The sequence below is a fragment of the Bacillus sp. CBEL-1 genome (genome assembly GCF_004348885.1).
GTDB classification, from domain to species: domain Bacteria; phylum Bacillota; class Bacilli; order Bacillales; family Bacillaceae_H; genus Priestia; species Priestia aryabhattai_A.
The window spans coordinates 1,120,758-1,146,265 of record NZ_SBIM01000013.1 but is presented as its reverse complement, the minus strand read 5'-3'; the positions used below and the strand labels follow the sequence as shown (position 1 = coordinate 1,146,265).

26 protein-coding genes are annotated in these 25,508 nt (G+C 38.8%); all 26 read left to right on the top strand.

The window, feature by feature from the left end; genetic code table 11:
* Positions 1-86 precede the first annotated feature (86 nt).
* A complete protein-coding gene (fapR, locus tag EPL02_RS15775; RefSeq protein WP_025909022.1) occupies positions 87-650 on the top strand; it encodes a transcription factor FapR in 564 nt (187 codons plus the stop codon).
* Positions 651-671: 21 nt separating this feature from the next.
* Positions 672-1,667 carry a phosphate acyltransferase PlsX gene (gene plsX, locus EPL02_RS15770; protein WP_131888210.1) on the top strand — a complete coding sequence of 332 codons (996 nt, stop codon included), beginning with the start codon at positions 672-674 and terminating at the stop codon, positions 1,665-1,667.
* Between the two features lie 17 nt (positions 1,668-1,684).
* Positions 1,685-2,629, top strand: a complete 945-nt coding sequence (gene fabD / locus EPL02_RS15765; protein WP_131888209.1) for an ACP S-malonyltransferase — start codon at positions 1,685-1,687, stop codon at positions 2,627-2,629.
* A gap of 1 nt (position 2,630) precedes the next feature.
* Complete coding sequence (gene fabG / locus EPL02_RS15760; protein ID WP_131888208.1) at positions 2,631-3,371, top strand: 3-oxoacyl-[acyl-carrier-protein] reductase; 741 nt, start codon at positions 2,631-2,633, stop codon at positions 3,369-3,371.
* A gap of 105 nt (positions 3,372-3,476) precedes the next feature.
* On the top strand, positions 3,477-3,710 hold the full coding sequence (gene acpP, locus EPL02_RS15755) for an acyl carrier protein (protein WP_025909018.1): 234 nt from the start codon (positions 3,477-3,479) through the stop codon (positions 3,708-3,710).
* Positions 3,711-3,890: 180 nt separating this feature from the next.
* Positions 3,891-4,637 (top strand): ribonuclease III, encoded by a 747-nt coding sequence (rnc, locus tag EPL02_RS15750; RefSeq protein WP_025909017.1) that lies wholly within the window; start codon positions 3,891-3,893, stop codon positions 4,635-4,637.
* A gap of 100 nt (positions 4,638-4,737) precedes the next feature.
* Positions 4,738-8,298: a chromosome segregation protein SMC gene (gene smc / locus EPL02_RS15745; RefSeq protein ID WP_131888207.1), complete on the top strand. Its 3,561-nt coding sequence runs from the start codon at positions 4,738-4,740 to the stop codon at positions 8,296-8,298.
* An 18-nt stretch (positions 8,299-8,316) separates the two neighbouring features.
* On the top strand, positions 8,317-9,312 hold the full coding sequence (gene ftsY, locus EPL02_RS15740; RefSeq protein WP_094912609.1) for a signal recognition particle-docking protein FtsY: 996 nt from the start codon (positions 8,317-8,319) through the stop codon (positions 9,310-9,312).
* 128 nt (positions 9,313-9,440) lie between these two features.
* Positions 9,441-9,773, top strand: coding sequence for a putative DNA-binding protein (locus EPL02_RS15735; protein ID WP_131888206.1), 333 nt, complete (start codon positions 9,441-9,443; stop codon positions 9,771-9,773).
* A 12-nt stretch (positions 9,774-9,785) separates the two neighbouring features.
* Positions 9,786-11,129: a signal recognition particle protein gene (gene ffh / locus EPL02_RS15730; RefSeq protein ID WP_094912608.1), complete on the top strand. Its 1,344-nt coding sequence runs from the start codon at positions 9,786-9,788 to the stop codon at positions 11,127-11,129.
* A gap of 135 nt (positions 11,130-11,264) precedes the next feature.
* On the top strand, positions 11,265-11,537 hold the full coding sequence (gene rpsP / locus EPL02_RS15725; protein ID WP_025909012.1) for a 30S ribosomal protein S16: 273 nt from the start codon (positions 11,265-11,267) through the stop codon (positions 11,535-11,537).
* 11 nt (positions 11,538-11,548) lie between these two features.
* Entirely contained in the window at positions 11,549-11,779 is a 231-nt protein-coding gene (locus EPL02_RS15720; RefSeq protein ID WP_025909011.1) for a KH domain-containing protein, read from the top strand.
* A gap of 105 nt (positions 11,780-11,884) precedes the next feature.
* Positions 11,885-12,271, top strand: a complete 387-nt coding sequence (locus tag EPL02_RS15715) for a YlqD family protein (protein WP_094912607.1) — start codon at positions 11,885-11,887, stop codon at positions 12,269-12,271.
* 9 nt (positions 12,272-12,280) lie between these two features.
* The gene (gene rimM, locus EPL02_RS15710; protein ID WP_094912606.1) at positions 12,281-12,799 is read left to right on the top strand and encodes a ribosome maturation factor RimM; all 519 of its coding nucleotides are present in this window, start codon (positions 12,281-12,283) and stop codon (positions 12,797-12,799) included.
* A complete protein-coding gene (trmD, locus tag EPL02_RS15705) occupies positions 12,799-13,533 on the top strand; it encodes a tRNA (guanosine(37)-N1)-methyltransferase TrmD (protein WP_094912605.1) in 735 nt (244 codons plus the stop codon). Before rimM ends, trmD begins: the two co-directional genes overlap by 1 nt.
* A 189-nt stretch (positions 13,534-13,722) precedes the next feature.
* Complete coding sequence (gene rplS, locus EPL02_RS15700) at positions 13,723-14,067, top strand: 50S ribosomal protein L19 (protein ID WP_094912604.1); 345 nt, start codon at positions 13,723-13,725, stop codon at positions 14,065-14,067.
* A gap of 121 nt (positions 14,068-14,188) precedes the next feature.
* The gene (lepB, locus tag EPL02_RS15695; RefSeq protein ID WP_025909006.1) at positions 14,189-14,740 is read left to right on the top strand and encodes a signal peptidase I; all 552 of its coding nucleotides are present in this window, start codon (positions 14,189-14,191) and stop codon (positions 14,738-14,740) included.
* A 33-nt stretch (positions 14,741-14,773) separates the two neighbouring features.
* The gene (ylqF, locus tag EPL02_RS15690; RefSeq protein WP_094912602.1) at positions 14,774-15,640 is read left to right on the top strand and encodes a ribosome biogenesis GTPase YlqF; all 867 of its coding nucleotides are present in this window, start codon (positions 14,774-14,776) and stop codon (positions 15,638-15,640) included.
* 113 nt (positions 15,641-15,753) lie between these two features.
* Entirely contained in the window at positions 15,754-16,518 is a 765-nt protein-coding gene (locus EPL02_RS15685; RefSeq protein WP_094912601.1) for a ribonuclease HII, read from the top strand.
* Between the two features lie 649 nt (positions 16,519-17,167).
* The gene (gene sucC, locus EPL02_RS15680; protein ID WP_094912600.1) at positions 17,168-18,328 is read left to right on the top strand and encodes an ADP-forming succinate--CoA ligase subunit beta; all 1,161 of its coding nucleotides are present in this window, start codon (positions 17,168-17,170) and stop codon (positions 18,326-18,328) included.
* Positions 18,329-18,346: 18 nt separating this feature from the next.
* The gene (gene sucD / locus EPL02_RS15675) at positions 18,347-19,249 is read left to right on the top strand and encodes a succinate--CoA ligase subunit alpha (RefSeq protein ID WP_025909000.1); all 903 of its coding nucleotides are present in this window, start codon (positions 18,347-18,349) and stop codon (positions 19,247-19,249) included.
* A gap of 60 nt (positions 19,250-19,309) precedes the next feature.
* On the top strand, positions 19,310-20,200 hold the full coding sequence (gene dprA / locus EPL02_RS15670; protein ID WP_094912599.1) for a DNA-processing protein DprA: 891 nt from the start codon (positions 19,310-19,312) through the stop codon (positions 20,198-20,200).
* A 149-nt stretch (positions 20,201-20,349) separates the two neighbouring features.
* The gene (gene topA, locus EPL02_RS15665) at positions 20,350-22,425 is read left to right on the top strand and encodes a type I DNA topoisomerase (RefSeq protein ID WP_094912598.1); all 2,076 of its coding nucleotides are present in this window, start codon (positions 20,350-20,352) and stop codon (positions 22,423-22,425) included.
* Positions 22,426-22,665: 240 nt separating this feature from the next.
* Entirely contained in the window at positions 22,666-23,970 is a 1,305-nt protein-coding gene (gene trmFO / locus EPL02_RS15660; protein WP_094912597.1) for an FADH(2)-oxidizing methylenetetrahydrofolate--tRNA-(uracil(54)-C(5))-methyltransferase TrmFO, read from the top strand.
* Positions 23,971-24,034: 64 nt separating this feature from the next.
* The gene (xerC, locus tag EPL02_RS15655; protein ID WP_094912596.1) at positions 24,035-24,937 is read left to right on the top strand and encodes a tyrosine recombinase XerC; all 903 of its coding nucleotides are present in this window, start codon (positions 24,035-24,037) and stop codon (positions 24,935-24,937) included.
* Positions 24,938-24,955: 18 nt separating this feature from the next.
* On the top strand, positions 24,956-25,498 hold the full coding sequence (hslV, locus tag EPL02_RS15650) for an ATP-dependent protease subunit HslV (protein WP_025908995.1): 543 nt from the start codon (positions 24,956-24,958) through the stop codon (positions 25,496-25,498).
* Positions 25,499-25,508 lie beyond the last annotated feature (10 nt).

The window sequence follows — 25,508 nt, the reverse complement described above, 5'->3', positions numbered from 1 at the left end:
GTAACATTACTAAAAATGTTGCATTTCAATTGCAATAATTATATACTGCTATTAGTACCTAGTATTAAAAGTTCGGATGGTGTGTTATGAAGCGTAATAAAAGAGATCGACAGCTGTTATTAAAAGCTACAATTGACGAGAATCCATTTATCACAGATGAAGAATTAGCCGATCGTTTTTCAGTTAGTGTACAAACAATTCGCTTAGACCGCCTAGAATTGTCTATCCCTGAATTACGCGAGCGAATTAAATACGTAGCTTCTAAGAAATTAGAAGATGAAGTGCGTTCTTTACCTATCGAAGAAGTAATTGGAGAAATTATCGATATTGAGTTAGACCAATCGGCTATTTCTATCTTTGATGTGCGTGAAGAACACGTTTTTCAGCGCAATCAAATTACAAGAGGACATCACTTGTTTGCTCAAGCAAACTCACTTGCAGTAGCGGTTATTAATGACGAATTAGCATTAACAATTGAAGCTACCATTCGCTATCATCGTTCCGTAAAAATCCATGAGCGTGTGATAGCAAAAGCAAAGGTTCTGTCTACAGATGAAACCCGAACAATCGTAGAGGTAAACAGTTTTGTAGGGCAAGAGCAGGTGTTTTCAGGAACGTTTAATATGTACCGATCTACATCTGATAAATAAAGTTAAAGGATGAGAAAGAACATGAAAATAGCAATCGATGCTATGGGAGGGGACAATGCTCCCAAAACGGTTATTGAAGGTGCAGAATTAGCCATTCAACAGTTTGAAAACTTACATATTACACTTGTTGGTAATGAAGTTGAGATAAAGAAATACCTAACAAATCCAGAACGTATTAAAATTCTTCATACTGAAGAAGTAATTGAAGCGACAGATGAACCAGTTCGTGCAGTGCGTAGAAAGAAAAATGCATCAATGGTACTCATGGCTACTGAAGTAGCTGAAGGGCGTGCAGATGCGTGTATTTCTGCAGGTAACACGGGAGCTTTAATGACGGCTGGATTATTTGTTGTTGGTCGTATCAAAGGAATTGAGCGTCCTGCTCTAGCTCCAACACTGCCAACTTTGGATGGTAAAGGTTTCTTAATGCTAGATGTAGGAGCTAACGTTGATGCGAAACCTGAGCACCTTGTTCAATACGCAATCATGGGCTCGGTATACGCGGAGCAAGTAAGGGGGATTCATTCACCTAAAGTTGGTCTTTTAAACGTTGGAACGGAAGAGAAAAAAGGTAATGAATTAACAAAGCAGACGTTTAAACTGCTTCAAGAAACCAATATTAACTTTATCGGGAACGTAGAATCACGCGATCTTTTAAACGGCGTTGCAGACGTTGTGGTAACGGATGGTTTTACGGGTAATGTTGCGTTGAAAACAATAGAAGGAACGGCACTCTCACTATTTTCAATGCTAAAAACAGAGTTAACGAGTAGTTTTAAAAGCAAGGTAGCTGCTTCCGTGTTAAAGCCTCAGCTTAAAGGGTTAAAAGCAAAAATGGACTATAGCGAGTATGGAGGCGCAGGCCTGTTTGGACTAAATGCGCCGGTTATTAAAGCTCATGGGTCGTCAGACGCTACGGCCATCTTTAATGCAATTAAGCAAACCGTAAATATGGTAGAAAATAACGTATCTTCTACCATTCAAGCTTCCGTTGAAAGTGAAGAAAATAACGAATAAACGAGGAGAGAATAAGAATGGGGAAAATAGCTTTTATGTTTCCAGGCCAAGGCTCACAAGCCGTAGGTATGGGACAAGACTTATATGACCAATCTGAAGAGGCAAAGCAACTTCTTTCAAAGGCAGATGAAGTGCTAGGCTTTTCATTGTCAAACCTGATGTTTAAAGGTCCACAAGATGAACTGACATTAACGTATCATGCGCAACCTGCTCTTGTTACTGCTAGTACAATGCTTTTAAATGAGTTTAAAAAGAGTGGAATTACACCTGATTATGTAGCAGGTCATAGTTTGGGAGAATACAGTGCGTTAGTCGCAGCTGAAGTAATGTCTTTTGAAGATGCTGTTGTTGCTGTAAACAAGCGTGGACGCTATATGGATGAGGCTGTTCCTGCTGGTCAAGGAACAATGGCAGCTATCTTAGGAATGAGTGCTGAAGAGCTAAAGACTGTAACGGATCAAATTACAGATTCAGGATTCTCAGTTCAGCTAGCTAACATTAATTGTCCAGGTCAAATTGTCATTTCTGGAACAGCAGAAGGTGTTGAAAAAGCGAGTGAGCTTGCAAAAGAAAAAGGAGCGAAGCGAGCGATTCCTTTAGATGTAAGTGGACCGTTCCACTCTAATCTCATGAAACCAGCTGCTGCTAAGCTTCAAGATACGCTTAGTACGATGACATTTCAAGATGCGAAGGTGCCTGTTGTAGCTAACGTAACGGCCCAGCCAACAATACAACAAGAAGCTGTACAAGCACTATTAATTGAACAATTATATTCTCCAGTTCGCTGGCAAGAAACGGTGGAGTTATTGCTTGCTGAAGGCGTAGATACATTTATTGAGATTGGTCCAGGAAAAGTCTTATCAGGGCTTGTGAAAAAGGTAAATCGCCGTGCTACGGTTTATTCAGTAAGTAATGTTGAAACGTTGCAAGCAACGATTGAAGCAGTGAAAGGGGCAGAATAAAATGTTAGAAGGAAAAGTAGCGGTTGTTACAGGAGCGTCTCGTGGAATTGGACGTGCGATTGCGCTTGAATTAGGAAAGCAAGGAGCCAAAGTAGTTGTAAACTATGCAGGTAGCGAAGCAAAAGCGCTTGAGGTTGTTGATGAAATTAAAGGCTATGGGACTGATGCCATTGCAGTTCAAGCAAACGTAGCGGATGCAGATTCTGTTCAAATCATGATTAAAGAAGCAATTTCAACGTTTGGCTCTTTAGATATTTTAGTAAACAATGCTGGTGTTACAAGGGACAACCTGCTAATGAGAATGAAGGAAGATGAGTGGGATGATGTTTTATCAACAAACCTAAAAGGCGTGTTTTTATGCACGAAAGCAGCAACTCGCCAAATGATGAAACAACGTCATGGACGAATCATCAACATTTCATCCATTGTGGGGGTTAGTGGCAACGCAGGACAAGCAAACTATGTAGCTGCTAAGGCTGGTGTAATTGGGTTAACGAAAACATCTGCAAAAGAGCTTGCAAGCCGTAACATTACAGTAAATGCAGTGGCACCAGGGTTTATTGCAACTGATATGACGGATGAGCTTCCAGAAGAAGTGAAATCTGAAATGCTAAAACAAATTCCACTTGCATCCTTTGGTGATCCACAAGATGTTGCTAATGTAGTTTCTTTTTTAGCTACAGACGCTAGTCGCTATATTACGGGACAAACCATCCATGTTGACGGCGGAATGGTTATGTAATATCTTAAAAGAATTGAAAAGTAAGGATTTTGACAAACTTTATTATTCAGCCATAGTATTTTAAAAGGAAATCTACTATAATGACTTGAGGGGAGGTGAAGAACAATGGCAGAAGTACTAGAGCGCGTAACAAAAATCATTGTTGATCGTCTTGGTGTAGATGAAAGCGAAGTGAAATTAGAATCTAATTTCAAAGAAGATTTAGGTGCTGACTCTCTTGATGTAGTTGAGCTTGTAATGGAGCTTGAAGATGAGTTTGACATGGAAATCTCTGATGAGCAAGCAGAACAAATCGCAACTGTTGGAGATGCGGTTAATTACATACAGAGTCAAGTTTAATTCTGTTGTATCACTAAAAGCCCCGTTAATAGCGGGGCTTTCTGTGTTTTTTGCGTTATTTTTGAAAAAAATAAGTTTTTTTTCAAAATCCGGTGTATCTTTTAGGATACGTCGTTTTATAATGGGTTATGTTATGAAAAAAATTATGAACTAATTGTGGCTGTTAAGCGGAGGTATTTTATGCCTAAACATTATTCGAATCGAGACCGAAAAAATAATTCTCAAGTAGTGAAAAACTTTAAGCAGTTTCAAGAAGAAATCAACGTGACGTTTGAAAATGAAAAGCTTTTATTTCAAGCTTTTACACATTCATCGTATGTGAATGAGCATCGTAAAAAACCTCATGAAGACAATGAGCGTTTAGAATTCTTAGGGGATGCCGTGTTAGAGTTGACTGTCTCACAATTTCTATTTAAAAAATACCCAATGATGAGCGAAGGAGAGCTAACAAAGTTACGTGCAGCGGTCGTGTGTGAACCATCTCTTGTGACTTTCGCAAATGAGCTCGAATTTGGTAAACTAGTATTGCTTGGTAAAGGTGAAGAAATGACGGGTGGTCGTCAACGTCCAGCTTTATTGGCAGATGTGTTTGAAGCATTTATTGGTGCATTGTATTTAGATAAAGGAATTGAAACAGTAAATCAATTTTTAACAAAAGTTGTATTCCCGAAAATTAATGAGGGTGCTTTTTCTCATGTGATGGATTTTAAAAGTCAGTTACAGGAGATTATTCAACGAGACGGGTTTGGTCAGCTGGAGTACAAAGTACTACAAGAAAAAGGACCAGCTCATAATCGTGAATTTATGTCACGCGTATCACTTAATGGTGAAGAGTTAGGCGTTGGAGTTGGAAGATCTAAGAAAGAAGCTGAGCAAAAAGCTGCTCAAGTAGCCATCTCAAAAATAAAAGCGTCGAATGCAAAGTAAAAGAGATTATTAGCATAATGCAGGAACCAATCCCCCCAAGCAATAAGTGATTATTGCAAAGGGGGATTTACTATGAAAATAAGGAAAAGGGGGAATCTATATGTTCCTCAAGCGTTTAGATATTACCGGCTTTAAATCATTTGCTCAGAAAGTATCGATTGACTTTGTACCAGGGGTTACAGCAGTTGTAGGGCCAAACGGTAGTGGTAAAAGTAACATTACAGATGCGATTCGCTGGGTAATGGGTGAGCAGTCTGCCAAGTCACTGCGAGGCGGAAAAATGGAAGACGTTATTTTTGCAGGAAGTGAATCGAGACGTGCTGTTAACGTAGCAGACGTAACGATTACGCTAGAAAATGACGATCAGTTTCTACCGCTAGATTATCATGAAGTAAGTATTACCAGACGAGTAAACCGTTCAGGCGATAGTGAATTTCTTATTAATAACCAGCCATGCCGTTTAAAAGATATAGTGGATTTATTTATGGACTCCGGTTTGGGAAGAGAAGCTTTTTCTATTATTAGTCAAGGGAAAGTTGAAGAGGTTCTCAGCAGTAAACCAGATGAGCGCCGTAAAATATTTGAAGAAGCAGCGGGCGTTTTAAAGTATAAAACGAGAAAACGTAAGGCTGAGTTAAGATTAATTGAAACACAAGAAAACTTAAATCGGGTACTTGATATTTTGCATGAAATCGAGGGGCAGTTAGAGCCTTTAAAAATACAGTCTTCCATTGCAAAAGATTATTTGCAGAAAAAAGAAGAATTAGAACAAATTGACATTGAAGTAACAGTTTTTGAAATTGAAGAGCTTCATGGGAAGTGGGAAGTGCTGAAGAGAGATATAGCGTCTCATCAGCAAATGGAGCAATCGCTTTCTGCTAACGTTGGAGAGCGTGAGCAAGAGATTAATCGTTTACGCGCGTATATTCAGCGCGCGGATGAAGAAATCGATGCGCTACATAAACACCTTCTTTTTGTTAGTGAAGAAGTTGAAAAGCTAGAAGGGAAGAAAGAAGTATTAAAAGAGCGTAAAAAGAATGCTTCGCAAAATAAAGAGCAGTTAGAGCGACTTGTAAAAGAATATACTCAAACAAAAGAAGAGCTTGTGATAGCGAAGCAAAAAGAAGAAAATGAATTAACTAACTTTGAAAACGACGTTGCTAAAACGCGTGAAGAAGTAGCCGAACAAGAGCGTTTGTTTGCGACGTATAGTGAAAACTTGGATGAACAGCTAGAGCAGTTAAAAAGCGAATATTTTGAGTTGGCAAATGCACAGACAGCTTCTCGAAATGAGATTGCTTTTCTTGAGCAGCAAAAGCATCAAACGTCTGAAAAAGAAGCGAGGCTTTTAAAAGCAAACGAGCAATATGTTCAGCAACGAGCGGATCTTGAACGGAAAAAAGGCGCTCTTATTGATAAACTGCAAAACTTTCAAAAAGAATTGCAGGATTCCATGCGCCAGTTAAAAGAGCAGCTTGCGAAGTTAGATTCCTTGCGAGAGGAATATCGAAAGCAAGAGTCAACCCTGTATCAAGCCTATCAATATGTCCAGCAAACAAAATCTAGAAAGCAAATGCTTGAAGAGATGCAAGAGGACTATGAAGGGTATTTTCATGGTGTAAAGGAAATTTTAAAAGCGAGAAGTCAGAAGCTTTATGGAATTGAAGGAGCTATTGCTGAATTAGTTAGCGTGCCAAAAGAGTATGAGACGGCGATTGAAATTGCGCTGGGTGGTGCAACTCAGCATATTGTGACGTCTGATGAACAGAGTGCGCGACAAGCAATTAGCTTTTTAAAGCAAAATCACTACGGGCGAGCTACATTTTTGCCATTAACATCCGTACGTTCGCGATTTATACCGCCGCAAACCATTTCGTTAATTGAAAGTCATGATACGTTTGTGGGCGTTGCTTCTTCGCTTGTAAAATATGATGAAAAGTATCGCAGTATCGCAGAAAACTTGCTTGGTACGGTTATTATTGTAAAAGATTTAAAAGGAGCAAATGAGCTTGCTAGGCTAATCCAGCATCGCTACCGCTTTGTTACTTTAACCGGAGACGTCGTGAATCCAGGCGGATCCATGACAGGTGGGTCGGTTAAGCAAAAGACCAATTCATTGTTGGGGCGTCAGCGAGAACTTGAAACAATTACTGCGAAGCTAAAAGAAATGGAAGAAAAAACGCTTCAACTTGAAAAAAATGTGAAAGCTAAGAGAGAAATGATTGAAGAGTTGGAGCAAGCGATTGGTAAAGAACAGTCTTTTGTTAAGCGTCTAGAAGAGCAAGAAAAAGCGCTGGATCGAGATGTGAAGCAAGTAGAAATTGAAGAGCAAGCAGTAAATGATCGATTAGCCATGTACGATCAAGACATGGTCAGCTTTAAAAGTGATCAAGAGCATTTGGTTAAGCGAATTCAAGTATTAGAAAAGCAGCTAGACGAAGCAAAAGAACAGACCTTGGAACTAGAGGTAGTTATTGAAGAACTTACCCATCGTAAGCGCACGCAACAAACGTCACGAGAAGAGGTGCGCCAGAAGCTAACCGAAGTAAAAGTAGAGCTTGCTGGACAAGAACAGTCTCTTAAAAATAAGCGTGAAAAGTATGAGCGTATTTGCTTTGAGTTAAATCAAACAACGAAGCGCTTAGAAGAAGTGACAGAAGACTTGGCTCTTTTAGCGAATGAGATGACATCAAATGATTCTGGAGAGCTTTCTCTAGAAGAAGCAGCTGCAGAAAAAGTTAAAGAAAAAGCAGAGACTTTGAAGAAAATGGATGATTGCCGCGCTGAACGCTTAAAATCACAAAATAAACTAGAAGATGCAGAACGCTTTGTCAAAGAACTACATCGTCAGCACAAGCAAATTACAAATGCATTAAAAGACGAAGAGGTAAAATTAAACCGCATTGACGTTGAGTTAGACAGTCGTTTACATCAGCTGAATGAAGAATATCAAACGAGTTTTGAAGCAGCAAAAGCTTCGTATCAGCTTACGGTTCCAATTGACGAAGCCCGTAAAAAAATCAAACTTATTAAGCTTGGTATTGAAGAGCTTGGTACAGTGAACATCGGGTCTATTGAACAATATGAACGGACGGCCGAACGCTATGAGTTCTTAAGCAGCCAGAAGAATGATTTAGATGAAGCTAAAAACACGCTTTATCAAGTTATTGAAGAAATGGATGAAGAGATGAAAAAGCGTTTTTCTGATACGTTTTATCAAATTCGTGAAGAGTTTAATCATGTATTTCAGTCTCTATTTGGGGGAGGAAAAGCAGAGCTAAAGCTAACGGATGCGACAGACTTGTTGAACACTGGAGTTGACATCATTGCTCAGCCTCCAGGTAAAAAGCTTCAAAATTTAGGACTTCTTTCTGGTGGAGAGCGTTCTTTAACAGCTATTGCACTTCTATTCTCTATCTTAAAGGTTCGACCTGTACCGTTTTGTGTGTTAGACGAAGTAGAAGCAGCTTTAGATGAAGCGAACGTGCACCGCTTTGCCACGTATTTAAGAAGTTATAGTGAGCAAACTCAGTTTATCGTCATTACGCATCGTAAAGGAACGATGGAAGAAGCAGACGTGCTTTACGGCGTAACTATGCAAGAGTCAGGCGTTTCAAAGCTGGTATCCGTACGTTTAGAAGATTCAAAGCAATATGCTTAATAGAAAGGGTGTTAGAACATGAGCTTTTTTAAGCGGTTAAAAGAAAAGATTACGAACCAAACAGATTCCGTTACTCAAAAGTTTAAAGATGGACTTTCAAAAACACGCGATTCGTTTTCAGAACGCGTGAACGATTTAGTTTCTCGCTATCGAAAAGTGGACGAAGAATTTTTTGAAGAGCTAGAAGAAATTCTAATTAGCGCAGATGTTGGCGTTTCCACTGTTATGGATTTAATTGACGAATTAAAAGATGAAGTAAAACGAAAGAACATTCAAGATCCTCAAGAAGTTCAAGCAGTTATCTCTGAAAAATTAATTGATATCTATGAGTCAGGTGAAGAGCAGCTAGCGGATCTTAACATGCAGCAAGATAGCCTTACCGTTGTTTTATTTGTAGGTGTTAACGGTGTAGGGAAAACAACAACGATTGGTAAAATTGCCCATAAATTTAAGTCAGAAGGCAAGAAGGTCCTGATGGCAGCTGGCGACACGTTCCGTGCAGGCGCTATCGAGCAGCTAGAAGTGTGGGGAGAGCGCGTTGGAGTAGATGTTATTAAGCAATCGGCTGGGTCAGATCCAGCTGCTGTAATGTACGATGCTATCCAGTCGGCAAAAGCTCGTAAAGCAGACATTTTATTATGTGATACAGCAGGTCGCTTGCAAAATAAAGTGAACTTAATGAAGGAGCTGGAGAAAGTAAAGCGCGTGATTGAACGTGAGGTTCCTGGAGCTCCGCATGAAGTGCTGCTTGTGTTGGATGCAACAACTGGACAAAATGCTCTTAGTCAAGCAAAAATCTTCTCACAAGCAACAAACGTAACAGGAATTGTGCTGACAAAGCTAGATGGTACAGCAAAAGGTGGTATTGTATTGGCTATTCGAAACGAGCTGAACTTACCAGTGAAATTCGTAGGGTTAGGGGAAAAGATGGACGATCTTCAGCCGTTTGATACGGAGCAATACATCTATGGCTTATTTGCTAATGCGGTAGAAGATGAAGTGCAAAACAGTTAATTAAAAAACGCGATGAAGCCTTTCTTCGTCGCGTTTTTGCTGTTAAGGAAAAAACTTGACATTCTAATTGGTTCTTTGTAAACTAAAGACATGTAAAGGCTTTTCACTTAACAAGGGGGGGCGGTCGTATGTTAGAAAAAACGACGCGAATGAACTTTTTATACGACTTCTATCAAGCGTTGCTTACACCAAAGCAAAGAAGTTATATGTCTCTTTATTATTTAGATGACTATTCCCTAGGTGAAATAGCAGAGGAATTTGATGTGAGTCGTCAAGCAGTTTATGATAATATAAAACGTACAGAGCAAATGCTTGAACAATATGAGGAAAAGCTATTGTTATTTCAAAGGTTTCAAGAGCGTCAATCAATTGTTCAACAACTAAAAAATGAACTGACAGGCGCACTTGAAACAAACAGCAAGCTTTCTTCTCTTCTTGATTCGCTCGAGAAATTAGATTAGGGGGCGGCATATATGGCATTTGAAGGATTAGCCGACCGTTTGCAAAGCACGTTACAAAAGCTAAAGGGAAAAGGGAAAGTAACTGAGGCAGATGTTAAGGAAATGATGCGTGAGGTACGCCTAGCCCTTTTAGAAGCGGATGTAAACTTTAAAGTAGTAAAAGACTTTATTAAGCGCGTAAGTGAGCGTGCAGTAGGTCAAGACGTATTAAAAAGCTTAACGCCTGGTCAACAGGTTATTAAAGTTGTACAAGAAGAATTAACAGTACTGATGGGCGGCGAGCAAAGCAAAATTGCAGTGGCTCCAAAAGCTCCTACGGTTATTATGATGGTAGGGCTTCAAGGTGCGGGTAAAACGACAACAACTGGTAAGCTAGCTAACCTACTGCGTAAGAAACATAACCGCAATCCATTGCTTGTGGCAGCTGACGTATATCGCCCTGCGGCGATTAAACAGCTTGAGACGCTTGGAAAGCAGTTAAGCATGTCTGTGTTTTCACTGGGAGATCAAGTAAGTCCCGTTGAAATTGCAAAGCAGGCCATTGCTTACGCCAAAGAAGAGCATCATGATTATGTATTAATTGATACAGCTGGACGTTTGCACGTAGATGAAAATTTAATGGAAGAGTTAGAGCAAATTAAAGAACTGACGAACCCTCATGAAATTTTCCTTGTTGTCGATGCAATGACGGGTCAGGATGCTGTAAACGTAGCTGATAGCTTTAATAAACAGCTTGGCTTAACAGGTGTAGTGTTAACGAAGTTAGATGGAGATACGCGCGGTGGTGCGGCTTTATCAATTCGTGCGGTTACCAATACACCGATTAAGTTTGTTGGTTTGGGTGAAAAGATGGATGCAATTGATGCATTCCATCCGGAACGTATGGCTTCTCGTATTTTAGGAATGGGAGACGTTCTTACGTTAATTGAAAAAGCGCAGGCTAACGTAGATGAAGAAAAAGCAAAAGAGCTTGAAGCGAAACTGCGTACGCAGTCGTTTACATTTGATGACTTTTTAGAGCAGCTTGCTCAAGTTCGTCAAATGGGGCCGTTAGATGAACTTATTGGCATGCTTCCAGGTGCTAATAAAATGAAAGGTCTCAAGAACTTACAGGTAGATGAAAAGCAAATTAGTCATGTAGAAGCGATTATTCGTTCTATGACAAAAGCTGAAAAAACAAATCCTGAAATCATTAATGCTAGTCGAAGAAAACGAATTGCAAAAGGTAGCGGTCGATCGGTTCAAGAGGTTAACCGACTATTGAAGCAGTTTGAAGACATGAAGAAAATGATGAAGCAGATGACAAACATGTCTAAAGGGAAGAAAAAAGGCATGAAATTACCTTTCTTCTCTTAATTTCTTACTAAATTTAGTTGTAAAAATAAACAGAATAAAATATTTTTTATACTGTTAAGAAAAAAACCTTTACAAACATTTTATCTTTTTGATATTATATTATCTTGTTGAAACATATTCGGAGGTGCTTTAAAAATGGCAGTAAAAATTCGTTTAAAACGTATGGGAGCTAAAAAATCTCCTTTCTATCGTATCGTAGCAGCAGACTCTCGTTCACCACGTGATGGACGTTACATCGAAGTAGTTGGGACTTACAATCCAGTAGCTCAACCAGCTGAAGTTAAAATTGATGAAGAGTTAGCTCTTAAATGGTTACAAAATGGTGCAAAACCATCTGATACAGTACGTAACCTTTTCTCTAACGAAGGCATCATGGAGAAATTCCATAACGCTAAATTAGGAAAATAATTATACTCGCGATGACATCACTAATTGAAACAATTGTTAAGCCACTTGTTGATTATCCAGATGAAGTTCGAGTGAAAGAAGTAAGTGAAGAACATCAAGTGACGTACTTCATTGAAGTTCACAAAGAAGACATCGGCAAGATTATTGGAAAGCAAGGGCGGGTTGCCAAAGCCATTCGGACTGTTGTCTCTGCGGCGGCATCGCAATTAGATAAAAAAGTGCATGTGAAAATTCAAGAGTGAAAAAAAGGGAGAGGGATAACCTCCCCCTTTTTTTTATGTAAGTACTTCTCAAATGACAGATAGAAATGGTTTAATAAGAATCGTAGGATGAAGAGGAGGGGTTTGATGCAAATTATTCAAAAGGTTGTTGTAAAGCAAGTTGTGACGGAAAGCAGCAAGGCGTTACTGCATAATCGTTTCTCGCAGCGAAAAATCGAGCTGCAAAAAGAGTTAGAGCAGCTTAAGTTTCAACTTAAACAAATAGAGAAAACGAAAAAAACTCAATCATCTTTGCTTCATACCCAGTTTGAAAAAGAGCGTTCATCCAGACTTGAAAAAATAGACGTCATTGATTTTCAAATCGAGCAGCTAGAGCGTTTGGCACTAGGAAGTGAGCTTGTTGAATCGGAAATGGATTCATTGCTTGAAGTGAAAATCGGTGATAATTGGAACAATATAAAGCAAAAAAAAGAGATTGTAATTAAAGACGGCATTGTCGTTGAAATTCGATAGAGGTGAACAATGGATAATTGGTTTAAAGTAGGTAAAATTGTTAATACGCACGGGATTAAAGGTGAAGTACGCATTATCTCAACAACTGACTTTGCAGAGGAACGCTATGAAGTAGGCAACAAACTTTATTTGTTTCAGGAAAAGCAAGTTGAACCTGTTGAAGTGGTTGTTGCTACACATAGAAAGCATAAAAATTTTGACCTTGTATCATTTGAGGGATATCCAAATGTAAACGATGTTGAGAAATTTAAGAATAGCATGATTAAAGTATCGGAAGATCAATTGTCTGAGCTTGAAGACGGTGAGTTTTATTTTCATGAAATTATTGGCTGTATCGTCAAAACAGACGAAGGTCAAGAGCTTGGAAAGATAAAAGAAATCTTAACTCCTGGTGCAAATGATGTGTGGGTTATAAAAGGAAAAGGTGGAAAAGAGATTTTAATTCCTTATATCGACGAAGTTGTTCAGGAAATTAATATTGAAAAGAAAGAAATTATGATTACGGTAATGGAAGGGTTATTAGACTGATGAAGATTGATGTCCTGTCTTTGTTTCCTTCAATGTTTGAAGGAGTGTTTGGTGAATCTATTTTAAAAAAAGCGCAAGAAAAGCAGGCTGTAGAATTAAACGTGGTGAACTTTAGAGAATACTCAGCAAACAAGCATCAAAATGTTGATGACTATCCATATGGCGGCGGAGCGGGCATGGTCTTAACACCTCAGCCGGTTTTCGACGCGGTGGACGCGCTGACAAAAGGTTCTAAGCCACGCGTTGTATTACTTTGTCCACAAGGAGAGCGCTATACGCAAAAAAAAGCAGAGGAGCTAGCGCAGGAAGAACATCTGATTTTTGTATGCGGTCACTATGAAGGATATGACGAGCGAATTCGTGAGCACGTTGTAACTGATGAGATTTCAATCGGTGATTATGTGTTAACGGGTGGAGAACTAGGAGCAATGGTTGTAATTGACAGCGTAGTACGCCTATTGCCAGGTGTATTAGGGAATCAGGATTCGGCTGTAAAAGACTCGCATAGCACAGGGTTACTAGAACACCCGCATTATACGCGTCCAGCTGATTTTAGAGGGTTTAAGGTCCCTGACGTCTTAATGAGTGGTGACCATCAAAAAATTGCAGCATGGCGCGAAAAAGAGTCTCTCAAGCGCACGTTGATAAGAAGGCCAGATATGCTAGAACAGCTTGAGCTTTCTTCACAGCAAAAGAAAATAATAGCTGAACTAAAAAATGAAGAAAGTGAATAAGGCAGAGAGTTCCCAATGTAGTTTAAAAGATACAGAAAAATAATTTCTCTTATTGCATACGCAATGAGAGTGTGCTAAGATAAATCTTGTGGCTTGAGCTGATAGGCTTTTGTCACTTATAACGATGTTCCGCTGCAATGATCTATAAGCATTGTTATGAGCGTCTGTTGGAAGGAGTTGAAACACGCGATGCAAAAATTAATCGAAGAAATTACAAAAGAACAACTTAAAACTGATCTTCCTACGTTCCGTCCTGGTGATACTGTACGTGTACACGTAAATATCGTTGAGGGTAGCCGTGAACGTGTTCAGGTATTTGAAGGTGTTGTTATCAAGCGTCGTGGTGGTGGTATCAGCGAAACATTTACAGTACGTAAGATCTCTTACGGTGTAGGTGTAGAGCGTGCATTCCCACTTCATACGCCAAAAATTGCAAAAATCGAAGTAATGCGCCGTGGTAAAGTACGCCGTGCGAAACTTTATTACCTACGTGAATTACGTGGTAAAGCTGCGCGTATTAAAGAAATTCGATAATCGTGAAGGGGAGCTTGTTAAACAAGCTCCTTTTTTCAAATCTTTTTTTATAATTATTAGGTGTTTCAGTAACTTTCAGATACAATAAAAGATGTAGTATATAAAGGTTGGGGGACTGAGAATGGCCCGAGGAAAAAATGAATTTTTTGAATGGATTAAAGCCATTGCTATTGCTGTTTTATTAGCTGTAGTTATTCGCTACTTTTTATTTGCGCCGATTGTAGTAGATGGATTATCAATGATGCCGACGCTACATGATCAGAACCGAATGATTGTAAATAAGTTTTCGTATAAAATTGGGGATCCTGATCGCTTCGATATTATCGTCTTTCATGCAGATGAACAAAAAGACTACATAAAGCGAATTATTGGCCTGCCTGGTGATCATATTGAATACCGTGATGATGTTTTATATGTAAACGGCAAGCCGTATGAAGAGCCATATCTTGATGAATATAAAAAAGAAGTTATTGATGGTAACTTAACAGAAGATTTTACCCTAGAAGGTTTGACAGGTGAAGGAGAAGTACCTGAAGGACATTTGTTTGTAATGGGAGATAATCGCCGCTACAGTAAGGATAGTAGACAAATTGGATTTGTAAGTATGGATCAAGTACTTGGAAAAACAAGCTTAGTTTATTGGCCGCTATCTGAAGCTAGACTATCTAACTAAAGAATGTAGTAATTGATAAAAGGTGAGTAGAACATGACGATACAATGGTTTCCGGGACATATGGCAAAAGCGAGACGTCAAGTAACGGAAAAATTAAAATTAATTGATATTGTATATGAGCTGGTAGATGCTCGTATTCCACAATCATCAAGAAATCCAATGATTGATGAGATTATTGTAAATAAGCCTCGCATTGTCTTATTAAATAAAACAGACAAAGCGGATCCGCGTATGACGGAAGAATGGTTACGCTATTATCGCGAACAAGGTGTACAAGCCCTAGCGATTGATGCACAAGCAGGAAAAGGGATGAAACAAATTGTCTCTTTGTCTAAAGAAATTCTACATGAGAAATTTGAGAGAATGAAAGCAAAGGGAATTAAAAAACCTCGCGCAATTCGAGCGATGATTGTTGGCATTCCAAACGTAGGAAAATCTACGCTTATCAACCGATTAGCAAGCAAAAAGATTGCTAAAACAGGCGATCGTCCTGGTGTGACCCAAGCACAGCAATGGATTAAAGTTGGAAGTGAGCTGGAGCTTTTAGATACTCCAGGAATTCTTTGGCCGAAGTTTGAAGATCAAACGGTAGGCTATAAATTAGCCACAACAGGTGCAATTAAAGATACGATTGTTAACATGCAAGATATTTGTGTTTATGCACTTCGCTTCCTTTCTCGCTATTATCCCGTTAATCTGAAAGAACGCTATGGTCTTGAAGAGATACCAGAGGATATTGTTGAGCTTTTTGATGCAATTGCATCAAAGAGAGGTTGTATTATGAGCGGTGGAATGGTTGATTATGATAAAACAGCCGAACTGGTGCTGAGAGAGATCCGAACGGATAAACTGGGAATGCTAACGTTTGATGATCCAGCCGAGCTTTCTTCAGAAGAGTAAGCTGTAAAAAATTTCAAGTCGCTTTTTACCTCAATAAGGTAATGAGCGGCTTTTTTATTGATTGAAAACAACAAAAGCACAGTCGATATCAACGATAGTGAGGAGAGAGAAAGATGAAAGAGAAAATTAGTGATATTAAACAAGCGCTCCAAGAAATTGACAGTCTTAAAGACCCTGTATTCGCACAGTATGAGCAGGATGAACGCAAGGGTGTACAACAAGCTGTTATTCAACGAAAGAAACAAATACAAGCCTCTGAGCGCTTAAAAGAGCAATTCTATCAAATGATGTCATACGAAAACAAACAATATGACCAAGGTGTAAAGTTTATCGCGGGAATTGATGAAGTAGGAAGAGGACCTTTAGCGGGACCGGTTGTGGCTGCGGCAGTTATTTTACCTAGAGAGTTCTTTTTACCTGGATTAACGGATTCTAAAAAGTTATCAGAAGCCAAAAGAGAAGAGTTTTACGAAATAATTTGTCAGCAAGCAGTAGCAGTTGGTGTTGGAATCGTAGATGCAGCAACTATTGATAAATTAAACATTTATCAAGCAACAAAAACAGCGATGATGGAAGCGATTGAAGGTTTAGCAGTTAAGCCTGAAGCACTATTAATTGACGCTATGACTCTCCCACTTGATCTTCCACAGGAGTCTATTATTAAAGGTGACGCTACAAGCATCTCTATCGCTGCAAGTTCCGTCATTGCGAAGGTGACAAGAGATCGAATGATGAAGGAATTGGCATTAAAGCATCCTGAATACGGATTTGAAAAACACATGGGGTATGGAACAAAGCAACATTTAGAGGCAATTGATAGCTATGGGGTTTTAAAGGAACATCGACGTTCTTTTGCACCTATTAAAGAGAAAATATAATTGGTAAAGAGACAGAAGAATGGTAAAAATCTCAGATTTTCAACAACTTGTTTCATCACCTGGTCATAATACTTGGAAAACTAATTGAATCAATTTTTTTCGGGACTAGCTGTGCTTAAAATGAACGTTTGCAAAAGCATCTGTTGATTAGTTATAAGCGCCTCTCCATAATGGAGAAGCCTATCGGAATGCTACAGCGTCTGAAAGTGTTTTCTGAGGTTAGAGGGTAGCAAGATGTATTAAGTGTAGCTTCACACTTATTTACCTTAAAGGAAGGCGGAGTGAAAGCTATATTCTTAGCCAAGATGCCAAAATCTTTTCATGAAGGTTTTGGCATGATGCATCAGTTACCATAACAAGTGTACGAACAGGTTGGACTTATGAAACACTCTCCATCTCACAGAAAGCGTTTAATCATTATTCCAATCCGGTAAGTAAGTTAACTATCTATGAACAGATTCCAAGCGAATTGCATGAAGTGGTGGCTTTTGTTTTGGCATTGTTTATCAGCTAGACAAAGAGATGAAGAAAAAATAATTTTCCAATTATTTTAATATTTTTTAATTGAGTAGTAGACAACTAGACAATTATTTTTATACAATGAAAGCGCAGTCTATTTTATTGGTTGATTACGTTAGGAGGATGGGAAATGAATATCCATGAGTATCAAGGGAAAGAACTCCTAAGAAAATATGGAGTAGCAGTACCTAATGGTAAAGTAGCATATAGTGTAGAAGAAGCAGTTGAAGCTGCTAAAGAACTTGGATCTCAAGTTTCAGTGGTTAAAGCGCAAATCCACGCTGGGGGACGTGGAAAAGCGGGTGGTGTAAAAGTAGCGAAAAACTTAGATGAAGTTCGTACATATGCACAAGATATTTTAGGTAAAACGCTCGTTACGCATCAAACAGGTCCAGAGGGGAAAGAAGTAAAGCGTTTACTTATTGAAGAAGGGTGCGATATTAAGAAAGAGTACTATATTGGTTTAGTATTGGATCGCGCAACTTCTCAAGTTGTATTAATGGGTTCTGAAGAAGGTGGTACGGAGATTGAAGAAGTAGCGGAAGCAACTCCTGAAAAAATCTTCAAAGAATACATTGATCCAGCGATTGGTTTACAAGGTTTCCAAGCGCGTCGACTTGCGTTTAATATTAATATTCCAAAAGAATTAGTAGGTAAGGCAGTTAAGTTTATGGCTGGTTTATATACTGTATTTGTTGAAAAAGATTGTTCAATCGCTGAAATCAACCCACTTGTTGTAACAGGCGATGGAAACGTAATGGCTCTTGATGCGAAGCTAAATTTCGATTCAAACGCATTATATCGTCAAAAAGATATTTTAGAATATCGCGATTTAGATGAAGAAGATGCAAAAGAAATCGAAGCATCTAAATATGACCTAAGCTATATTTCATTAGATGGAAACATCGGTTGTATGGTAAACGGTGCTGGCCTTGCTATGGCGACAATGGACATCATTAAGCATTATGGCGGAGACCCGGCTAACTTCCTTGATGTTGGGGGCGGCGCTACAGCTGAGAAAGTAACAGAAGCGTTCAAAATTATTCTATCTGACCAAAATGTAAAAGGAATTTTCGTTAACATCTTTGGTGGAATTATGAAGTGTGATGTAATTGCAACTGGTGTTGTAGAAGCAACAAAACAAGTTGGCTTAAGCTTACCATTAGTTGTGCGTTTAGAAGGAACAAACGTAGAGCTAGGTAAGAAGATTCTTCAAGAATCAGGGCTGAATATTACAGCGGCTGAGTCAATGGCAGACGGCGCACAAAAAATCGTTTCACTAGTGAAATAGAAAGGCTGGGGGATAGGAATGAGCGTATTTATTAATAAAGACACAAAAGTAATTGTACAAGGTATAACAGGCGGAGTAGGTCTTTTCCATACAACGCAGATGTTAGAGTACGGCACACAGATCGTCGGCGGTGTAACACCAGGTAAAGGCGGTATGGAAGTTGAAGGCGTGCCCGTTTTTAATACGGTATTAGAAGCCAAAGAAAAAACAGGTGCTACAGCTTCTGTTGTTTACGTGCCACCTGCGTTCGCGGCTGACTCAATTATTGAAGCAGTTGATGCAGAGTTAGATCTTGTTATCTGTATCACAGAAGGTATTCCGGTATTAGATATGGTAAAAGTAAAGCGCTATATGGAAGGCAAAAAGACTAGACTTGTAGGACCAAACTGCCCAGGTGTTATTACGCCAGAAGAATGTAAAATTGGTATTATGCCAGGATATATTCACAAAAAAGGTCATGTTGGTGTCGTATCACGCTCTGGTACGTTAACATATGAAGCAGTACATCAACTTTCTGAAGCGGGAATTGGTCAATCAACAGCAGTTGGTATCGGTGGAGACCCAGTTAATGGTACAAACTTTATTGATGTTCTAAAAGCCTTCAACGAAGACGAAGAGACGTATGCTGTTATTATGATTGGTGAAATTGGTGGTACGGCAGAAGAAGAAGCTGCAGAGTGGATTAAAGCAAACATGACAAAACCTGTAGTAGGGTTTATCGGTGGTCAAACAGCACCTCCAGGGAAACGTATGGGCCATGCTGGTGCCATTATTTCTGGTGGAAAAGGAACGGCTGCTGAAAAGATCAAAACAATGAATGAATGCGGTATCAAAGTTGCTGAAACGCCGTCTGTAATGGGTGAGACATTAATTAGCGTGTTAAAAGAACAAGGCTTATTAGAAAAATGTAAAACTCATTAAAGCATAAAATAGTCCTCCTCGCTGAGGACTATTTTCTATGCCATAAAAGGAGTCGATGATATGGATGAGTTGCGCAAAAAAATAATTCACTTATCACATTGTCAGCTATTGACTTGGAAGCAAATCTTTTCGTTTCTACAGTATGATTCTTCTCTTCAACATCTGTACAATTATTCTCCGAATGACCTTCAGCAAATTCTTCAGGTTCCATTCAATCGAGCATGTCAAGTGAAAAAATATTTGCAAACTATTCCAATACAAGATATTCTAAATAAATATGAAGAGCAAAGTATTTACTGTATAACAATTATTGATGATGAATATCCCCATTTATTAAAAAATATCTATGATCCACCTTGGGTTTTGTTTTGTAAAGGGGATTTGTCATTATTTCAGTATAAAGATTGTTTAAGCGTGGTTGGAACTAGACAGCCGACTCAATACGGATATGATGCTATACAATCAGTTTTAGCTCCATTGCTTCATGATCAATTTGTAATTGTAAGCGGATTAGCCTTAGGTATTGACACGGCTGCTCATCAGTTAGCTATTGCTAAACAAGCAAAAACTATTGCAGTTTTAGGAAGTGGCTTTTATAATATCTATCCAAAGCATAATCTTCCATTAGCAAATGAAATTGCTCGTCACCACTTGTTAGTATCAGAGTATCCACCACCCACTAAACCAGCCAAGTGGCACTTTCCAAAACGGAATCGAATCATTAGTGGCTTGACAAGTGGTACAGTTGTGGTTCAAGCTAAAGAGCGAAGTGGTTCATTTATTACAGCTGACCAAGCGCTTCAGCAAGGAAGAGAAGTATTTGCTATACCTGGCCCTATTACAGATGATGCTTCAAAAGGAGTAAACAAGTTGATTCAAATGGGGGCAAAGCTTGTACAAAACCCTACAGATATAATAAGTGAATTACATCGATTCCAAAGTCTCAGATAATTTTTATTTGGAAAGATGTATGATTTGTAAGATGAAAGAGTATTACTGAAACATAACGAAATTTAGACAAAAGCATTTGATACAATATGATAAAAAAAGATTAATTAATAATGAAGGTTTTATTTTACCTCTTGAGGAGGAGCAAATAGATGTCTGACTACCTAGTAATTGTAGAATCGCCTGCTAAGGCTAAAACAATTGAGCGATATTTAGGAAAAAAATATAAAGTAAAAGCATCGATGGGACATGTTCGCGATTTACCAAAAAGTCAAATGGGAATTGATACAGAACACAACTACGATCCAAGATATATTACCATTCGAGGTAAAGGACCGGTACTAAAAGATTTGAAAACAGCGGCTAAAAAAGCGAAAAAAATCTATTTAGCAGCCGATCCAGATCGTGAAGGTGAAGCTATTGCATGGCACTTAGCTCATAGCTTAGATGTAGATATTGCATCAGACTGTCGCGTTGTATTTAATGAAATTACAAAAGATGCCATCAAAGAGTCTTTTAAACATCCACGTGCAATCAATATGGATTTAGTTGATGCACAGCAAGCAAGACGTATTTTGGACCGATTAGTGGGATATAACATTAGTCCGTTACTATGGAAGAAAGTGAAAAAAGGATTAAGTGCTGGACGTGTTCAATCCATTGCAGTACGCTTAATCATTGATCGTGAAAAAGAAATTACGGACTTTGAGCCAGAAGAGTATTGGACGGTTCAAGCAACTTTCCAAAAAGATAACGATCAGTTTGAGGGATCATTAATTGAGTACAAAGGAAAGAAGGCAAACCTTTCTAATGAAGAAGAAGTAAAAGCCATTCTTCAGACGGTAGAAGGTAACGAGTTTAAGATTTCAAAAGTAACAAAAAAAGAAAGAAAGCGAAATCCTGCTCCTTCCTTTACAACTTCTTCTCTTCAACAAGAAGCAGCACGAAAGCTGAACTTTAGAGCAAAGAAAACAATGATGATTGCACAGCAGTTATACGAAGGTATTGATTTAGGAAAAGAAGGAACCGTTGGTTTAATTACGTACATGCGTACTGATTCAACCCGAATCTCTGAAACAGCGCAAGAAGAAGCAAAAGAATATATTTTAAACGCATATGGCAATGATTATTTGGCACAAGAAAAGAAAAAAGAAAAGAAGCAAACCAACTCACAGGATGCTCACGAAGCAATTCGTCCAACTTCAGCAATGCGTAAGCCTTCGGATGTAAAGGAATTCTTATCAAGAGATCAGTTTCGTTTATACAAGCTTGTGTGGGAACGTTTCTTAGCCAGTCAAATGTCTTCAGCAGTAATGGATACAATGGCTGTTGACTTAAAAAATGGTGAAGTAACGTTTCGGGCAAATGGTTCAAAAGTGAAATTTCCTGGGTTTATGAAGCTATATGTAGAAGGTAGCGATGACCAAGTTGAAGAAAAAGAAAAGCAACTTCCTAACCTAGAAGAAGGGGAAGTTGCTTATTCAAAAGATATTGAGCCAAAACAACATTATACGCAGCCGCCACCGCGTTACACGGAAGCAAGATTAGTTAAAACGCTTGAAGAGTTGGGAATAGGAAGGCCATCAACCTATGCACCAACGCTTGATACGATACAAAAGCGCGGATATGTTGCTCTAGAGAATAAGCGCTTTGTACCAACTGAGCTTGGTGGAATTGTTCTAGAACTTATTTTAGAATTCTTCCCTGAAATTTTAGATGTTGAATTCACAGCTAAAATGGAAACCGACCTTGATAAAGTGGAAGAAGGAAGCGTGCAGTGGGTTAAAGTTATTGACGAATTTTATCGCGATTTTGAAAAGAGGCTTGAAAAAGCAGAAAAAGAAATGCGAGAAGTAGAGATCAAAGACGAACCTGCTGGAGAAGACTGTGAATCTTGTGGATCACCAATGGTATTTAAAATGGGACGCTATGGAAAGTTCATGGCATGTTCAAATTTCCCGGATTGCCGCAATACGAAGCCAATTGTTAAAGAAATTGGTGTGAAGTGTCCAACGTGTGAAGAAGGAAACATCGTAGAACGCAAATCCAAGAAGAAACGTACTTTCTACGGTTGTGATCGTTTTCCTAGCTGTGAATTTATCTCTTGGGATAAGCCAATTGCTAGAAAATGTCCAAAATGTGAGAGTTTACTCGTAGAGAAAAAGCAGAAAAAAGGAACGCAGGTAGTGTGCACAAGCTGTGATTATAAGGAAGAAACGCAGCAATAAGAAGTACAATCAGCTCTGTGGAATAAATTGTAACGATGAATGATGGATTTTTATGAAGGATATAAGTGCGACGACATGAGGTAGTGTGCTAAAATGGAAACGTTCTTAGCGACTCATTTACATGGCGTCGTATTTTTTTGAGAAAAAAAGTAGCAGCGAGTGGAAATAAACGATTAAACAAACAGAAAAAAGGTATGTTATAATACTTCTTTGTTTGATATTTTAGTTGGAGGATTGAACATGACAGAACAAGTAATTAACGTAATCGGTGCCGGTCTTGCTGGAAGCGAGGCTGCTTGGCAAATTGCGAAAAGAGGATTAAAAGTAAGACTTTATGAAATGCGTCCGGTAAAGCAGACACCAGCGCATCATACAGATAAATTTGCAGAATTAGTATGTAGTAATTCACTGCGTGCGAACACTTTAACAAATGCAGTTGGAGTATTAAAAGAAGAGATGCGTAAGCTAGACTCAATTATTATCGAATCAGCAGATGCGTGCGCAGTTCCGGCAGGTGGCGCTTTAGCTGTAGATCGTCATGAGTTCGCAGCGCGCGTTACTGAAAGTGTAAAAAATCACCCGAATGTTGAAGTTGTACACGAAGAAATTACAAAGATTCCAGAAGGGCCAACAATTATTGCAACAGGTCCATTGACATCAAAGGATTTATCAGAACAACTCCGTACTTTAACAGGTGAAGACTATCTTTACTTTTATGATGCGGCAGCTCCAATCATTGAAAAAGACAGCATTGATATGGACAAAGTATACTTAAAGTCACGTTATGATAAAGGGGAAGCAGCGTATTTAAACTGCCCAATGACAAAAGAAGAATTTACGAAGTTTCATCAAGCATTAATTGATGCTGAAGTTGTACCTTTAAAAGAGTTTGAAAAGGAGATCTACTTTGAGGGTTGTATGCCAATTGAAGTAATGGCAGCGCGCGGAGAAAAAACGATGCTGTTTGGTCCACTTAAGCCTGTAGGTTTAGAAGATCCAAAAACAGGTAAACGACCTTATGCAGTTGTACAACTACGTCAAGACGATGCAGCAGGAACTCTTTATAATATTGTCGGCTTCCAAACGCACTTAAAATGGGGAGCTCAAAAAGAAGTATTAAGCTTAATTCCTGGCCTTGAAAATGCTGAAGTTGTTCGCTATGGAGTAATGCACCGCAATACGTTCATTAACTCTCCGAAGCTACTTCGTCCAACTTATCAGTATCGCGAACGCGATGACTTGTTTTTTGCTGGTCAAATGACCGGAGTAGAAGGTTATGTTGAATCTGCTGCTAGCGGTTTAATGGCTGGAATGAATGCAGCCCGTTACGTGTTAGGGGAAGAGCTAGTCGTGTTGCCTCAAGAAACAGCGATTGGAAGTATGGCTCACTACATCACGCATACGAGTGCGAAAAATTTCCAACCGATGAACGCAAATTTTGGCTTGTTTAAAGAGCTAGAAGTCCGTATCAAAAACAAAAAAGAGCGAAATGAAGCGCTGGCTACAAGAGCATTAGAAACTATTCAGAATTTTACAACAAAATAACGAAATTATTTGCAAGGGCTACTGAATTGTGATAATATTTAGTAGCCCTTGTGAGGTGATATGAGTGGAATTTGTTAAAGTTTCTTTAAATTCCTTCCTAGAATATTTACAAATTGAAAAGAACTATTCACAATATACAGTTGATTGCTATGAAAAAGATATTGAGTCGTTCATTTCTTTTTTAGAAGCAGAACAAATACAAAATTTACAAGATGTTACATATGCAGATGCGAGACTGTTTTTAACAAGGTTATATGAAAAGTCATATTCAAAAAAATCAATGTCGAGAAAGATTTCGTGTTTACGAAGCTTTTATCGATACTTGTATCGTGAACAAATAGTGATTGAAAATCCGTTTGCGCTCGTTTCATTGCCGAAAAAAGATCAGTACACGCCGCGCTTTCTTTATGCTGAAGAGCTGATGAAACTGTTTGAACTAAATGATCATAGTACGCCTCTCGGGCAACGTAATCAAGCAATCCTTGAATTAATGTATGCTACGGGAATTCGTGTGAGCGAATGTGCAACCATTCAGCTAAGTGATATTGACTTTTCACTTCAAACGCTTCTTGTGCATGGAAAAGGAAAAAAACAGCGCTACGTTCCATTTGGTAAATATGCAAAGAATTCTCTTCATACATATATACAGAATGGGCGAGTGCAGTTAAAAAGCAAAAGCGCTACCAAAACGAATGCGCTCTTTTTAAATAATCGCGGAACACCATTGACGGACCGAGGTATTCGGTTAGTTATTGAAAACCTTATGAATAAAACAGCAGAGAACATACATATTAGTCCTCACGTTTTACGTCATACCTTTGCTACGCACTTATTAAACGAAGGAGCTGACTTACGTACGGTTCAAGAGCTACTTGGTCATGAAAATTTATCCACAACTCAAATATATACGCATGTAACGAAGGATCGGTTAAAAACAGTATATATGAATCATCATCCTCGTGCATAGAAGGAGGAGTTAGTTATTATGTCTACATTTCATGCTACAACGATTTTTGCCGTTCAACATAATGGTCAATGCGCTATGTCAGGTGATGGGCAAGTGACGTTTGGAAATGCTGTTGTAATGAAGCATACAGCTAAAAAAGTGCGTCGCTTATTTCAAGGACAGGTTTTAGCCGGGTTTGCAGGTTCAGTTGCTGATGCGTTCACATTGTTCGAAATGTTTGAGAGCAAGCTAGAAGAATATAATGGCAATTTACAGCGTGCATCAGTTGAATTAGCAAAGCAATGGCGAAGTGATAAAGTTTTACGCAAACTAGAAGCTATGCTGATTGTGATGAACAGAGATAGCCTATTATTGGTTTCGGGAACAGGTGAGGTCATTGAGCCTGATGATGGAATTTTAGCTATCGGTTCTGGTGGGAATTATGCATTATCGGCTGGCCGTGCATTAAAACAGCATGCCGGAGAACATTTAACTGCAAAAGAAATTGCAAAAGCTGCTTTGGATGTTGCAAGTGAGATTTGTGTGTATACGAATAATCAAATTATTGTAGAAGAACTGTAGGAAAGGGGAT

What these genes read in the sequence shown, in the direction of transcription:
- fapR (WP_025909022.1), top strand. Translation starts at nt 87, where the DNA reads ATGAAGCGTAATAAAAGAGATCGACAGCTGTTATTAAAAGCTACAATT.
- plsX (WP_131888210.1), top strand. Translation starts at nt 672, where the DNA reads ATGAAAATAGCAATCGATGCTATGGGAGGGGACAATGCTCCCAAAACG.
- fabD (WP_131888209.1), top strand. Translation starts at nt 1,685, where the DNA reads ATGGGGAAAATAGCTTTTATGTTTCCAGGCCAAGGCTCACAAGCCGTA.
- fabG (WP_131888208.1), top strand. Translation starts at nt 2,631, where the DNA reads ATGTTAGAAGGAAAAGTAGCGGTTGTTACAGGAGCGTCTCGTGGAATT.
- acpP (WP_025909018.1), top strand. Translation starts at nt 3,477, where the DNA reads ATGGCAGAAGTACTAGAGCGCGTAACAAAAATCATTGTTGATCGTCTT.
- rnc (WP_025909017.1), top strand. Translation starts at nt 3,891, where the DNA reads ATGCCTAAACATTATTCGAATCGAGACCGAAAAAATAATTCTCAAGTA.
- smc (WP_131888207.1), top strand. Translation starts at nt 4,738, where the DNA reads ATGTTCCTCAAGCGTTTAGATATTACCGGCTTTAAATCATTTGCTCAG.
- ftsY (WP_094912609.1), top strand. Translation starts at nt 8,317, where the DNA reads ATGAGCTTTTTTAAGCGGTTAAAAGAAAAGATTACGAACCAAACAGAT.
- EPL02_RS15735 (WP_131888206.1), top strand. Translation starts at nt 9,441, where the DNA reads ATGTTAGAAAAAACGACGCGAATGAACTTTTTATACGACTTCTATCAA.
- ffh (WP_094912608.1), top strand. Translation starts at nt 9,786, where the DNA reads ATGGCATTTGAAGGATTAGCCGACCGTTTGCAAAGCACGTTACAAAAG.
- rpsP (WP_025909012.1), top strand. Translation starts at nt 11,265, where the DNA reads ATGGCAGTAAAAATTCGTTTAAAACGTATGGGAGCTAAAAAATCTCCT.
- EPL02_RS15720 (WP_025909011.1), top strand. Translation starts at nt 11,549, where the DNA reads ATGACATCACTAATTGAAACAATTGTTAAGCCACTTGTTGATTATCCA.
- EPL02_RS15715 (WP_094912607.1), top strand. Translation starts at nt 11,885, where the DNA reads ATGCAAATTATTCAAAAGGTTGTTGTAAAGCAAGTTGTGACGGAAAGC.
- rimM (WP_094912606.1), top strand. Translation starts at nt 12,281, where the DNA reads ATGGATAATTGGTTTAAAGTAGGTAAAATTGTTAATACGCACGGGATT.
- trmD (WP_094912605.1), top strand. Translation starts at nt 12,799, where the DNA reads ATGAAGATTGATGTCCTGTCTTTGTTTCCTTCAATGTTTGAAGGAGTG.
- rplS (WP_094912604.1), top strand. Translation starts at nt 13,723, where the DNA reads ATGCAAAAATTAATCGAAGAAATTACAAAAGAACAACTTAAAACTGAT.
- lepB (WP_025909006.1), top strand. Translation starts at nt 14,189, where the DNA reads ATGGCCCGAGGAAAAAATGAATTTTTTGAATGGATTAAAGCCATTGCT.
- ylqF (WP_094912602.1), top strand. Translation starts at nt 14,774, where the DNA reads ATGACGATACAATGGTTTCCGGGACATATGGCAAAAGCGAGACGTCAA.
- EPL02_RS15685 (WP_094912601.1), top strand. Translation starts at nt 15,754, where the DNA reads ATGAAAGAGAAAATTAGTGATATTAAACAAGCGCTCCAAGAAATTGAC.
- sucC (WP_094912600.1), top strand. Translation starts at nt 17,168, where the DNA reads ATGAATATCCATGAGTATCAAGGGAAAGAACTCCTAAGAAAATATGGA.
- sucD (WP_025909000.1), top strand. Translation starts at nt 18,347, where the DNA reads ATGAGCGTATTTATTAATAAAGACACAAAAGTAATTGTACAAGGTATA.
- dprA (WP_094912599.1), top strand. Translation starts at nt 19,310, where the DNA reads ATGGATGAGTTGCGCAAAAAAATAATTCACTTATCACATTGTCAGCTA.
- topA (WP_094912598.1), top strand. Translation starts at nt 20,350, where the DNA reads ATGTCTGACTACCTAGTAATTGTAGAATCGCCTGCTAAGGCTAAAACA.
- trmFO (WP_094912597.1), top strand. Translation starts at nt 22,666, where the DNA reads ATGACAGAACAAGTAATTAACGTAATCGGTGCCGGTCTTGCTGGAAGC.
- hslV (WP_025908995.1), top strand. Translation starts at nt 24,956, where the DNA reads ATGTCTACATTTCATGCTACAACGATTTTTGCCGTTCAACATAATGGT.